The organism is Balneolaceae bacterium (genome assembly GCA_034521445.1).
In the GTDB taxonomy this organism is placed as follows: domain Bacteria; phylum Bacteroidota; class Rhodothermia; order Balneolales; family Balneolaceae; genus JAXHMM01.
The window spans coordinates 365577-379525 of record JAXHMM010000005.1 but is presented as its reverse complement, the minus strand read 5'-3'; the positions used below and the strand labels follow the sequence as shown (position 1 = coordinate 379525).

Annotated in this window: 9 protein-coding genes; 6 read left to right on the top strand and 3 right to left on the bottom strand. The window is 50.8% G+C overall.

The window, feature by feature from the left end; all coding sequences use genetic code 11:
• Positions 1-4: 4 nt before the first annotated feature.
• The 6 genes from U5K31_05725 (at position 5) to U5K31_05700 (ending at position 10302) form a co-directional block, all read left to right on the top strand.
• Positions 5-1066 (top strand): nucleotidyl transferase AbiEii/AbiGii toxin family protein, encoded by a 1062-nt coding sequence (locus U5K31_05725; GenBank protein MDZ7772226.1) that lies wholly within the window; start codon positions 5-7, stop codon positions 1064-1066.
• Positions 1067-1623: 557 nt separating this feature from the next.
• Positions 1624-5055, top strand: coding sequence for a glycoside hydrolase family 2 TIM barrel-domain containing protein (locus tag U5K31_05720; protein ID MDZ7772225.1), 3432 nt, complete (start codon positions 1624-1626; stop codon positions 5053-5055).
• 214 nt (positions 5056-5269) lie between these two features.
• Positions 5270-6868: a hypothetical protein gene (locus U5K31_05715; protein MDZ7772224.1), complete on the top strand. Its 1599-nt coding sequence runs from the start codon at positions 5270-5272 to the stop codon at positions 6866-6868.
• Positions 6869-7097: 229 nt separating this feature from the next.
• Positions 7098-7436 (top strand): DEAD/DEAH box helicase family protein, encoded by a 339-nt coding sequence (locus U5K31_05710; GenBank protein MDZ7772223.1) that lies wholly within the window; start codon positions 7098-7100, stop codon positions 7434-7436.
• Positions 7437-9579: 2143 nt separating this feature from the next.
• On the top strand, positions 9580-9996 hold the full coding sequence (locus U5K31_05705) for a hypothetical protein (GenBank protein ID MDZ7772222.1): 417 nt from the start codon (positions 9580-9582) through the stop codon (positions 9994-9996).
• A 75-nt stretch (positions 9997-10071) separates the two neighbouring features.
• Positions 10072-10302 (top strand): hypothetical protein, encoded by a 231-nt coding sequence (locus U5K31_05700; protein MDZ7772221.1) that lies wholly within the window; start codon positions 10072-10074, stop codon positions 10300-10302.
• Positions 10303-12523: 2221 nt separating this feature from the next.
• Here U5K31_05700 and U5K31_05695 read toward each other — a convergent pair.
• The 3 genes from U5K31_05695 to U5K31_05685 are packed head-to-tail and all read right to left on the bottom strand — an operon-like array spanning position 12524 to position 13910.
• Entirely contained in the window at positions 12524-12988 is a 465-nt protein-coding gene (locus U5K31_05695) for an ATP-binding protein (protein MDZ7772220.1), read from the bottom strand.
• Positions 12940-13182 carry an ATP-binding protein gene (locus tag U5K31_05690; GenBank protein MDZ7772219.1) on the bottom strand — a complete coding sequence of 81 codons (243 nt, stop codon included), beginning with the start codon at positions 13180-13182 and terminating at the stop codon, positions 12940-12942. The genes U5K31_05695 and U5K31_05690 overlap by 49 nt, the downstream gene beginning before the upstream one ends.
• Positions 13183-13214: 32 nt before the next feature.
• Positions 13215-13910 carry a hypothetical protein gene (locus U5K31_05685; protein MDZ7772218.1) on the bottom strand — a complete coding sequence of 232 codons (696 nt, stop codon included), beginning with the start codon at positions 13908-13910 and terminating at the stop codon, positions 13215-13217.
• Between the last annotated feature and the right edge of the window lie 39 nt (positions 13911-13949).

The window sequence follows — 13949 nt, the reverse complement described above, 5'->3', positions numbered from 1 at the left end:
AGTGATGATTGATCTATCCAATCTTACTAGAGAGTGGATTCAAGAAACCGCGGACAAGGAAGAAGCCGATCCACAGCTTATCGAAAAGGTGAATTGGGCGCTGCTATTGTTGGAAGGGCTTGTCAAGCAAGAGCTCCCTTTTGTTTTTAAGGGAGGCACGGCCCTTATGCTCCACTTTGACTCAACGAAACGTCTATCGATTGATATTGATATTGTTGTCCCTGAAAAAACCAATAATCTGGATGAGGTAGTCGAAAAAGTTGTTGAGACACAAGGATTTTATAAATGCGAGAGGCAGGATCGGGAAAGCAGTTCTACCATCCAGAAGGAACATTACAAACTATATTACGAACCAGTTTACAATACAGGGATGCATGAGGATAATGTATTACTTGATATACTGATAGAAGATCATTGCTATTCAAAAGTCATTTCGCTGCCCATCCAATCTCGATTTGTTCCGATAAGCAAGAAACATCTTCGAGTCAAGACGGCAAGTATTGAAGACTTGCTTGGAGATAAACTTACTGCATTTGCCCCGGAAACAACTGGGATTCCTTATTACAGAGGGGAGGACAGCATGAGTCTGGAAATCATCAAGCAGTTATATGACATTGGAAATTTATTTGATGAGGCTCATGATCTGGAGGTTGTCAGGAGAACATTTGACTGTATTGCAGAATTGGAATTGGGCTATCGGGATAGGAGTGATATTTCCGGAAGCGATGTCTTGGACAATATCTATATGGCCTCCTTGTGTGTGGCTACCAGGGGAGCAGATGGGAGAGGAGATTTTAGGGAGTTGAATTCGGGAATGCAACGCATTAACCCTTACGTATTTTCCGAATCCTACCATATTGAGAAAGCAATTACAGATGCATCCAAGTCGGCCTACCTGGCAACGATCCTTAGATCTGATGAAGTAGAAATGGTCAAGTTCGATGAAGAGGAGGATATGACTGATTGGACTATAGAGGCACCGATGAATACGAAGCTGAATAAGCTTAAGAAATCCGATCCTGAAGCATTCTTCTATTGGTATAAAATTTACAAAATTCGAGAATGATCCCCGTTTAGAAGTAAAGGGACAGTTGGATACTTACACCAGACGACGTACCACTCATCAAGCTCCGTTGGATGGGTAAGAGGGATACCAGATTTCTGAGGATACGAGCGAAGGGGAGCGGGATGTCTAGGTCGCAGAACCTGGGCAGCGCTGTTTTCAGCTGTAGGGCGAGAAGTAATAATCGGAAGGCGATGCTCCCCTTTTAGTCAATTTTTCGGGGGCTGAAATTTGTGAATTAATCACAACTCCCGGAAGACCAATCGATCCACAGAAGCACGAATGGCAGGCAGGTCAAATGATATTTGTGAAAAAATCACAAATATAAGGCTCGATTTCTGGGCCTCGTAAGGGGTACCGGCAGATGCAACAATATTTTGAGTCATTGCTCGCAGTCTCAGCAATTTCGTGCAACAGGGCTTGGCAGGATCTACCTTTGCCCATGCCTGACAACAACGTCTTACCGCATCCTCAGCATGGAATTGGATACCCCGTTTTGGAGTAAAGGCGCCATTTGATACATTCATCAAACGCTCTTTTTCCAACCGAAACCGGGATGCATGAGGGATTGGCTCCTTTCTGTGACGCTGCCGGCGGCGCTGCTGGCCGTTAAACTGCTGCTGGCCGTTATGCTGCTTACCGCTATGCTGTTGCCGGCTGTGGCCGCGGCGCAGGGATCCGCTTCGGCCGGTGTGAGGGTGGGGGAGGCGACCGCGCCGGACACCGCCGCCCACCCGGACTGGGAGAATCCGCTGATGATAGCCCGGAACAAGGAGCCGGGGCGCGCCACGTCGATCCCCTTTCCTTCGGAGGAGGCGGCCCTGGGCGCTCACCGGAGTGAGTCCACCCTGGGGGCTGACCGGGGCGAGCCCCTCGTGGCCACCCACCGCTACGAGTCCCCCTGGCACCGCTCGCTGAACGGGCAGTGGAAATTCCACTGGGCGCTGCGTCCCGAAGAGCGCCCGCAGAACTTCCACGAAACCGACTTTAACGCCGCCGACTGGCCCACCATCCGCGTCCCCTCTTCCTGGCAGACCCAGGGCTTCGGCACGCCCATCTACAGCAACATCACCTATCCCTTCGCCAAGGACCCGCCGCGGGTGACCCGCGAGCCGCCGGAGGAGTACACCTCCTACACCCTGCGCAACCCGGTGGGCTCCTACCGCACCACCTTCACCATCCCCGACGACTGGGACGGCCGCCAAACCTTCCTCCATTTCGCCGGCGTCAAGAGCGCCTTCTACCTCTGGATCAACGGGCAAAAGGTGGGCTACAGCCAGGGCAGCATGACGCCCGCCGAGTTCAACATCACCGACTACCTGCGGCCGGGCGAGAACGTGCTGGCCGCGGAGGTCTACCGCTGGTCGGACGGCAGCTACCTGGAGGACCAGGACATGTGGCGGCTCTCCGGCATCTACCGCGACGTTTTTCTCTACAGCACGGCAGACCTGCGCATCCGCGATTTCCACGTACGTACGGACCTCGACCCGCAGTACCGCGACGCCACCCTCCGCCTGACCACCCATATACAGAACCTGGGCGAGCAGCCGGCGCGCGACCTGCGCATCCAGGCCGAGCTGCTGGACCCGAAGGGCAACACCGTCGGCCAGGACCCGCTGCTCGGCCAGGGCACGGCCTACGTCTCCCCGGGGGAGGAGAGCATCATCGACCTCCAAACCACCATCGCCAACCCGGACAAGTGGACCGCCGAGACGCCCAGCCTCTACACGCTGGTGCTGCGGCTGTACGACGCTGACCAAAACCTCCTCGAGGTGCACACCGACCGGGTGGGCTTCCGGGAGGTCGAGGTGAGCGGGGGACACCTGCTGGTGAACGGGCAGCCGGTCTACCTGAAGGGGGTGAACCGCCACGAGCACGACCCGGACCTGGGACGGACGGTCTCCCGGGAGCGCATGATCGAGGACATCCGCCTGATGAAACGCCACAACATCAACGCCGTGCGCACCTCCCACTACCCCAACCACCCCGACTGGTATGAGCTGACGGACCGCTACGGGCTCTACGTGGTGGATGAGGCCAACATCGAGTCGCACGGCATGGGCTACGACCCGGAGGAGACCCTGGCGAACCGGCCCGGCTGGCGGGAGGCGCACGTGGACCGCGTCCGCCGCATGGTGGAGCGCGACAAGAACCACCCCTCGGTGATCATCTGGTCGCTGGGCAACGAGGCGGGGGACGGCACCCACCTGGAGGCCGCCGCCGAGTGGATCCGCCGCCGCGACCCCACGCGTCCCATCCAGTACGAACGGGCGGGCACGCGCTCGTACGTCGACCTGGTCACCCCCATGTACAACCACCCGTGGAACCTGGTGGATTACGCCTCCGAGGAGCAGGGTTCGGTCTACGGCAGCTACCGGCCCAACGGCGTCTTCTCCTACGAGGCCGGCCCGCGCGACCGCCCGCTCATCCTCTGCGAGTACGCCCACGCCATGGGCAACAGCGTGGGGAACCTGCAGGACTACTGGGATGTCATCGAGGGCCACGACCACCTGCAGGGGGGATTTATCTGGGACTGGGTGGACCAGGGGCTGCGGGCCACGGATGCCGAAGGCCGCGAATACTTCACCTACGGCGGGGATTACGGGGACGTGCCCAACGACGAGAATTTCAACATCAACGGGCTGGTGGATCCCGACCGCACGCCCCAGCCGGAGCTGCAGGAGGTCAAGAAGGTCTACCAGAACATCGAAATCGTGCCGGCCGACCTGGAGCGCTGGCGCGTGGAGGTCCGCAACCAGAACTTCTTCCGCGACCTGGGCTATGTGGACCTTACCTGGGAGCTCACCGAAAACGGCCACCCGGTGCAGTCGGGCACCCTGCCCCGCCTGCGCGTTCCCCCGCAGGACCAGCAGGTAATAACGTTGCCGGTGGAGGAGTTCGAGCCCCGGCCCGGCGCGGAGTATCACCTGATGGTGCGCGCCCGCCTGGCCGAAGACACTCCCTGGGCCGAGGCGGGTCACACGGTGGCCTGGAACCAGCACCAGGCGCCGGTGGACGTCCCGCCCGCGCCCAAGGCTGACCCCTCCGCCATGCCTCAAATGAGCGTCAGCGAGGACCCCGAGGCCTTTACGGTGGAGGGCGAACATTTCACGGTGACGGTGGACAAATCCACGGGCAACCTGTCGTCTTTCGTGTGGGAAGGGGAGGAGCGCCTGCGCGGTCCGCTGACGCCCAACTTCTGGCGGGTGCCCAACGACAACGACCAGCGCAACGGCATGCCCGACCGCCTCGGCGCCTGGAAGCAGGCGGGTCCCAGTCGCCAGGTCACCGACATCCGCTCCGAACATTCCCTCACCGGGGTGCGCATCTACGTGCAGTCGGAGCTGCCCGTGGGCGAGGGCCTGCCCTACACCACCACCTACACCGTGCTGGGCAGCGGGGACGTGCTGGTGGAGGCCGAGCTGAGTCACGAAGACCCCGAGCTGCCGGTCATCCCGCGCTTCGGCATGCAGCTCACCCTGCCGGCCGCCTACGACCAGATCGCCTGGTTCGGGCGCAGTCCCCGCGAAACGTACTTCGACCGCAAGACCGGCGCGGCCCTGGGCGTCTGGGGCATGAGCGTGGCCGGGCAGGCCTACACCTACGTGCGTCCCCAGGAAAACGCCAACCACACCGGGGTGCGCTGGATGGTGCTGGCCGACCAGGCGGGCGAGGGCCTGCTGGTGGAGGGGCTCACGACCCTCTACGCCGGGGCCTGGCCCTACACCATGGAGGAGCTCGCCTCCGCCAGCCACATGCACGAGCTGCAGTCCGGCGGGGCCGTCACCCTCAACATCGACCTGGCGCAGATGGGCCTGGGCGGGGACAACTCCTGGGGGGCGCGTCCCCATGAGCAGTACCGCCTCCCCGTCAAGCCCTACCGCTACGCCTTCCGGCTTCGTCCCCTGACCCCCGGCGACAACCCGCGGGAGCTGCTGGGCCGGAGCTGGGACCACCTCACCCGAAAAGACGTGCCCGAAACCGACTTCTAGGAACCGCCTATGCTGCTGGAGACCGTCGACTGGACCATTGTGATCGCCTACCTGATCTTCTCGCTGGGGATCGGGGTGTGGGTGATGCGCCGGGCGGGCAAGAACACCGACGAGTTTTTCGCGGCCGGCAAGAACATGCCCTGGTGGCTGCTGGGCGTCTCCATGGTGGCCACCACCTTCTCGCACCGACACGCCCAACCTGGTCACCAACATCGTGCGCACCAACGGGGTGGCCGGCAACTGGGCCTGGTGGGCCTTCCTGCTGACCGGCATGCTGACGGTGTTCGTCTACGCCCAGCTCTGGAAGCGCTCCGGCGTGCTGACCGACGTGGAGTTCTACGAGCTGCGCTACAGCGGCAAGTCGGCCGCCTTCCTGCGCGGCTTCCGGGCCATCTACCTGGGATTTCTGTTCAACGTGGTGATCATGGCGACGGTCTCCCTGGCCGCCATCAAGATCAGCGGGGTGCTCATGGGACTCTCGCCCGTGGAGACGGTGGTCATCGCCGGGGTGATCACGGTGATCTACTCCTCCCTGGGAGGGCTGCGCGGGGTGCTGCTGACCGACTTCTTCCAGTTTTTCCTGTCGATCATCGGGGGCATCGCCGCCGCCTGGGTGGCCCTGCAGCATCCCGACGTGGGGGGACTCAGCGGGCTGCTGACCCACGAGGCGGTGATCCCGCGGCTCAACATCCTGCCCGACTTCTCCGACCCGGCCCAGGCCATCGGGGTGTTCATCATCCCCCTGGCCGTGCAGTGGTGGAGCGTCTACTACCCCGGCGCCGAGCCCGGCGGGGGAGGCTACGTGGCCCAGCGGATGTTCGCCGCCAAGGACGAGGCCAACTCCATCGCGGCCGTCTTCTTCTTCCAGGCCGCCCACTACGCCCTGCGCCCCTGGCCCTGGATCATCGTGGCGCTCTGCTCCATCGTGGTCTTCCCCGACATCGCCTCCATCCGGGAAGCCTTCCCCAGCGCGGCCGGCGTGGCCGACCACGACATGGGCTACCCCGCCATGCTCACCTTCCTGCCCACGGGACTGCTCGGGCTGGTGGTCGCCTCCCTGACCGCCGCCTACATGAGCACCATCTCCACCCACCTGAACTGGGGCTCCTCCTACCTGGTCAACGACTTCTGGAAACGCTTCGTCAGGCCCGAGAGCACGGAGAACGAGCTGGTCAACGTGGGACGGCTCTCCACCGTGCTGCTCATGATCGTCGCCGGCGCGCTGGCGCTGTGGATGGAGAACGCATTGGACAGTTTTCAGATTCTTTTACAGATTGGAGCAGGGACCGGCCTGCTGTTTATCCTGCGCTGGTTCTGGTGGCGCATCAACGCCTGGAGCGAGATCGCCGGCATGGCCATCTCCTTCGCCGTGGCCGTCTGGTTTCAGTTTTTCCACGAAGCCGCCGGCCTGCCGGCCCTCACCGGCTGGCAGGAGCTGGTCTGCGGCGTGGCCTTCACCACCGCCGTCTGGCTGCTGGTGACGTACCTGACGCGACCCACCGCCCAGGATACGCTGGTGGAGTTCTGCCGGATTGCCCGGCCCGGCGGGCCCGGCTGGCAGCCGGTGCTGGATAAGGCCGATCGAGAGGGACGAGAAGTTGAAATGCTGCAACGCGAGAAATGGAGCGTACCCCAGGGGATACTGTGTATGGTGCTGGGCTGCGTGGCTATTTACAGTGCGTTGTTTGCTACCGGGTATTGGATTTATGGGGAGTGGGTGCTGGCTGGGGTGCTTACGGCTACGATGGTGGGGTCGTCGTGGGGGCTTTATTATGCTTGGAGGAAGTTGATTGGGATAAGAAAGTTTAACTGATTAGAGAAGAGGTTATTTTGGTACATCTTGATGAGATTTTAAATCGTGCAGATGATGAAACACTTCAACAGTTAGTCGGCCGTGATGCTATTAGATTACTTACATGCCATTGAGCCCGCTTTAATTCGACCTAAAAAAGATTACCAAGGGAAGTACTTATACAATTATTTGATAGGGTTGGATTGTTAGAGAAAGTAAAACTCGGCAAGAGTTATTCGGTACTGGGCCGGTGGAGGCAAAGAAACTAATTGACCCTCTAGGAGGTAGTACTGACAAACCATATCAGGAGTTAAATGAAATTTCTATAAGAAAAAATTCATCTAAAGAGAAAAGGCTGTTTGATTTTTTTGAGATTCAGGAACCGAAAACAATTCAGAAATCATCGAAGCCAACTATATCATATAAAGAACCTGAATATGGCCTTTTTGATCATCAGAGGAAAGCTGCAAGAAAGCTAAAGGAATTGGTTTTTCAGGGAGATCGTAGACGGACCTTATTACATATGCCTACTGGCTCAGGAAAAACAGAGAACTACAATGAATATTATTTCGGATTACCTCCGAAATAATGAACCTTCACTGATAATTTGGCTAGCACATAACGAAGAGAGCTATGTGGACAGGCCGCTACCGAATTTGAAAATAGCTGGACTATACTTCAGGGAATAGAGAGGTTATCAGTTACGTAGGTTTCGGGGGAGTCATGGAAATAGGATCTGGACGCATTGTCGGATGGTATATTAGTATCAGGGCTTTCCAAAATGTACAGCACACAAAACCATGGACTATTTACACTAGGTAAAATTGGGAGTAAAGCTCACTTGGTTGTATTTGATGAGGCTCATCAGGCGATAGCACCAACTTATAAATTTGTCTTAAATGCACTTCTTCAACATTCCCAAGATACTGGTTTGATTGGCTTGTCGGCCACTCCTGGTAGATCTACGAATGATACTGCAGCGAGGATTTGGAATTACTCGCGAATCTTTCTACATATGCAAAAGTAACCTTAGAAATTAATGATTGCTGACAAGATCCAGTAGACTGTTTGATAGATGAAGGGTACTTAGCTGTAATGCCAGCTATAAAAAATTACTAGTAGATCCTGATCTTAAACTTACAACAAATGGATTGAATAAATTAGAGAGCTGAATTAGACTTACCAATTTCAGTTCTTAAAAAACTGGCTGAAAATGAAAAACGTAATTTGAAAATAATTACTACACTAAAAGATTTAATTAAACGCCACAATCGTATTTTATTTTTTGCCACTAATGTTAAACATTCTGATTTAATTGCTAAAGTATTGCAAGCAATAGGAATTGATGCATTTTCCATTACGTCCGATACAAGTTGACATTAATAGGAAAAAGTGGATAGAAGATTTTAAAAAATCTTCTGAAATCCCTATGATATTGTGTCGTTATGCGGTATTAACCACAGGATTTGACGCCCCGAATACTAGTGCTGCATTGATTGCGCGACCAACAAAATCTTTAGTATTGTATAGTCGAAATGGTGGGCAGGGCTATACGCGGTCTAAAGGCTGGAGGTAATAAAAATGCAGAAATATATACTGTAATAGACCAATCGCTTCCCCGGCTTTGGAAGTGTTTCTGATGCTTTTACTAATTGGGAAGATGTTTGGACTAATCGATAAAACAATGTTAGGGATTTATGGAAACACAAGAGCTTAAAGTAAACCAAGATACTCATTCGAAGAGGAACGTGATATTGTACCTGCTCATCTTGCTGTGAAGGCAATGAGAGATAATGGCTATAAAAATGCAGCATATGCCGTTGCTGAGTTGATCGAGTAATTCAATTCAAGCAGGTGCAGAATAATGTCGAGAACTTATCTGCGGACAAAAAACTGTCCAATTGTCTCAGAGAACTAGTGATCGAATACGTCGAGATTGGTGTGATTGATAACGGTTTTAGGATCGATGGAGGATGCTTTAAAAATGGCATTACAATTTGGGGAATCGGACACACCTGTTTTCGGAGGACCAAGAGGGGATAGGCAAATTTGGGATCGGGATTACACTACGTTCCTCTATCTCGCAATGCAAGAGAGTAGACGTTTGGACATGGCAAGATGGTATTGGGAATGCTATATATTCCTACCTGGATCTAAATGAAATAACGAGAGGGGAAAATGAGGAGAGTTACCCGTGCCCAAGAAACGTAAAGTGCCTCAAGAATGGATTGAGAATTGCAAAATAATATTTGGTGATTCAGGGACTCTGGTAGTTTGGTCTGAACTAGATAGAATTATGTGGAAGACTGCAAGAGCTATAATTAAGGAATTCTGAGCATATTATTGGCCGAATGTATCGATACTTTTAAATAATGACCAAGTTTCAATACGCATGTGCACCTTTGATGTAGAAAATATTGATAACGAGGGATGAAAAATATGCAAGAGCTAATGATCCGATATATTTAATGGAAACGTACGTCTTGTCCTCCACCATTTGAAAATGAACAAATGTTTGAACCTTATGGCGATCCACGTAGTTTCAATATTGAGTACAATAATGAAATACATAGAGGTGCAATTGAAATTTTCAGTTGCTAAAGAGAAAGCAAGCGAAGGAACGCGACAGGGTCGAAAGACCTTCATGGGAAACATGCATCGGAGGATCGAGGTGTTTCAGATCGTTGGGGCTAACAGGGAACTTGAACTTAATGATACATGGGTTACAAGCTATGATCCAACTGAAAGATGGTGGGGTTGCTGGAATTCATTTCCCTCCAGCATTAGATAATGTATTTGGTGTTTCAAACAATAAGCAGTTTGCACGGAATTTTAATGCAATTAATGTCGATGATCTTCTAGAAGACGGAGAAACTCCAAGTGAGGCAAAAGAGAGGCTCAAGGAGGAGGGCGATCCAAATGGAATTTTGCTAGACATTCATCAGACTATTGATTCTAATTTATCAACTATAAGAACTCATCTTAAGAAACAGAGAACAGGAATAAGATCTTCCTCTAATGAAAATAAACGACACACAGCGGAAAAGAAGGCAACTGATTTAACTCGAGAGCGCCAAGAAGTGGGATATCATGGTGAGAGTGATGAAGGCGAAAATTTACCTCAAGAGGCAAGAGAAAAGTCAGATTAGGCAAGAACTTGAAACTTGGGAGGTGTCTTCCTCTGTAGTCGAGAGGTGTAATTTGCCAACACCTTTAATGATAATTTGAAATATCATTTTGTAGAAGCTGATATGGAAGGGTCCGCTTTTTTTGCTATCAAGCCTAAAGGAGGCACTTTGATAGTAAAGCTGAATATTGAACATCCGGCATATTTAAATTTAGTTGAACTACTCTATGAAAGTACAGAGGGAGCTGATGAAGAGGAACTTAGAGATAGGCTTGAAAAAGCAAGAGAGAGGATTGCAGTTATTGTTTATGGCATGGGCACGCTATGAGGATGAACTAGAGGGACATAGAAAGCAAATAGCTGAAGATGTCCGCCATGATTGGGGACGGATTGCTCGCCAATTCTTAGAGCGTGATGAATAAAGAAGAAAATTTTTATTATTCTGAATTATATGATTTACTTGAAAAATATATTTCATGCTCTAAAAGAAAAGTATTATTAGTTAGCCCATTTATTAAGTTTGGACTAATAGAATCTCTTACTGATAAATCGAGCCCCTCCACAAATTTAACGATCATTACTAGGTGGCATGTCGATGAGATCTTAAAAGGAGTAAATGACATTGAAGTCTATGACTTCAGTATCTAATAGGAGAAATGAGTAAATAGAGGATACTATTCAAATCTTCATGCTGATTGTATTATAGATTTGATAATGCATATATATTAGGTTCTGCCAATCTAACACATAAAGCGCTGTTATCTGCAAATTACTCTAATGTAGAAGTGTTGTATACAAGTAATGTGGATGAAAGAACAGCAAACTTTGAATCATTATTATTTGATAAGAGGTACCGAGGTAACATTTGAATATTATCAATATGTAAACAGTGTTATCCAAGAGTTGAGGGCTTCTTTGGAAATCGAGTACTAATGCAAATGTTCATCATCTTATATACTTGATGATTCTGCAATCAGAGAAGCTTTCGAATGCCAATTTGGATCAATGGTTTCCAAGTTCAAGAAATCCCGAAAGAGCTGTATTTGTATTATATTGGTAGTGAGAGCCGTCTAACTGATGATCTTCAGCAGAAGCCTTGCAAAAGAAGATTTAAAATATTTCAAAGTGCCAAACGGGCTAAATGAGAAACAGTTCAGAGGCATGGGATCGGATTTTTACTTTATCTCAATTACCAAATAATACAATTGCTAGATAGGTATCTAGTGAAGCCGAGAAGGTCGGTAATTGATAAAAAGGCTTCTTGATAAAGAGTTAGATTTAAAAAAGAAAAGTAAAGACCCCAACAGATATTAAGGCAGACCTTGATGAGATGGTTGTTATATTTCACAGATAAATATTGGGATTGAACAGCCGAAATACACGGAAATATTTTTTATTAAGTAATTTATATTAATCATAAAGTAAATATACAGTATATTAACATGCACCTAAGTATATCTAAATATTACAATATGTAAAATTTAATAAGTTAAATAAGTGATTAATTTATCTGGAAGTGAGATCAGCTACTCAGTGGACCGGTAAAAAAGCTAATGCTCAGTTGTAGAAACTTGCCACCTTGTCAATATTTAACTGTGCTATTTTCAGTTATAGTTCCGCTAATATTTTGGAGGAATTTCAGGCCGGTCTTGAAATCATCAAAAATACTATATCTGATGTTTCTCTTACCATATCTAAATATTTTTTTCAACTTCGCTTGAAGAAGATTTCTGCGTCGACTGTGATATAATTAATTTGTTATTTGCTTTTCCATATCCAATTTCTAAAGAAAGGGCATATAGTCCTGGATTGTCCTTTTCATATATATGCAAAGATGATATCAGCCTTATTTATAGCATATCCGTCATCCGAAGGTCTGTTGGTTCAGGAGCATCCAAATTATTATTTCGCGGGTCAGATAAGTTAATTTATTGTTAGTGTGATTTTTCACATCATCTTGCCACCCTGAGTAAAATCCTCCAGGCTAGGTAAATTGATTTATTAGTGGCCTTAATATTTTTGACGTATTTCCTATCATTCGGTCCTAACACTAATTTTATTGAGTGCAATAGAAAAAGGTACTGTCATAGTTCTTCTGTGAAATGCAAATGCCCTGGTTAAAAATCGTATCGAGGCAAAAAAAAGTAATAAGCAAACCGCCCCATGAGTAATGGTCCAGGACTGAATATGAACTAACTTACTAGCTACTTGCGTCGTTGTCGATATAAAATTCATAATTAAAAGGAGGGGCCATAAAAGTGATATAATCCACAATACAGTAGCGATACCAAGATTAAATAAATTAATGAATCGAAATTTGTATACTAATTGATTGCCTTCAGGCGCCACTGATAACGCAATATTTCTCCGAGTCGTGAACATTATTTTTTGGAGGAAGATTCGTTTAAATGTTCTCCATCACTTTCATTATGTCAAGGCTCACGAGTATTCCCCACGTAGGGTCACAGTATTCCCCACCCTTTTCGAAGTTGAGCGATTTAATTTAGGACATTTCTTTATCGGTTTCTACTGGATTGAATACGGAGTTTTCAATCCCATTTTTTGCGGATCGATTCTCCTTTCAACGTAATTTGATGAGCGTTGTGGCACCGAGAACACGATCCAGGATAGCGCCACCAATCACGGCATCGGGAAAAACCTTCAAGCCAATCCGGTAACGCACGATTACTGGTCAGAATAATGGAGGTGTTTCCATGACAGGTATCGACGAGTTGATAGAGCTGCTCGCTTTGGGCCTGACTGATGCGGCGGAACGCAAAGTCATCAATGATCAGCAAGTCGTGGCTTATGAGTTTTCGCCACCGCCTCATATTTTCTTGCTCCAGGAGCAGTTCAGAATGCTGGAACAACTGGTTAAACAGAAAGATGGCCCGCGTGTTCGACAGGCGGCATGGCCCGGTCCCGCGCAGGTGGGTTTTTCCGGTACCCGGAGGACCGGTGATGATCACGCCTTGCCGCTGATCAATAAACCGGCAGGTGGCCAGTTCCCGCACCGGGTCGGTTTTACCCCGGTGGACAGACTGACGTCAAAAGCCTCCAGAGATTGAGGATTTCCAAAGCTTGCTGCCCGCAGCAGCCGATCGACCTTTCGCCCCTCACGGGCCTCGAGCTCTTCGCTAAGAAGCATGGATAGGAATCCGGTGTAGTCCGGGATGCGTTTGTCGGGCAGCGAGCAGATGGCGATCAAGGTGCTCAGCCATCCCCGAAAGTTTGAGCTGTTTAAGTTGCTTGGTCAGATGGTGTGTTTTCATGGAGCAAGGGATCTGAGGAGTTAGGGGTGTGGGTGAAGTAATCGCCCGACCGAATAAACGGGCGGGTCTCGGAGGAAAGCGGGATGGGACGTTCGGTCTGAGGGGCTTCCAAAAGGGCGCGGAACCCTTTGTAGTGAAAGATGCTTGCGGCCAGAGCCTGACGGGCTGCGGTTTCCACGAGCTGGGGCGAATGCTTCTCGGCCAGCGAAAGGATGCCCATGGCCTTACGCAGATTCTGCATGGCATGGGGGGTGAGCAGGGTTTCCAGGTAGCGGGTCGTATCCGGGCCGACCCCGCGGGCCTGCTCCCGTATCTGCCGGACGGAGTAGCTGTTCATCATGGTCTGGATATGAACCGGAAAATCGGCCGGGTCGCTAACCCGGCGGCGGCCGGACTGGCGAGGGAAACATTTAATCAGGGAGAAGCCCTCATCATAGAGCTCAATCTGCCGGGCGTCCGCCCGTAAGCAAAGCCGATGGCCCACATAGCGCTGGGGCAGGCTGTAATAGGTTTTTTCAAATTGCACGTACTGATACGGGTGCACGCGAACGGCCTTCCAGTCGGCCAGTTCAAACGCCTGCTGCGGCAATACCCCGAGCACCCCCTGTTCGGTCGCCTGGAAGCACTCCCACGGTTTTTCACCGGTGGTCCCATGTCGGGTCATTCCGTTTCAAAGCGGCACCAATGCAGGGCCTGCTTGTTG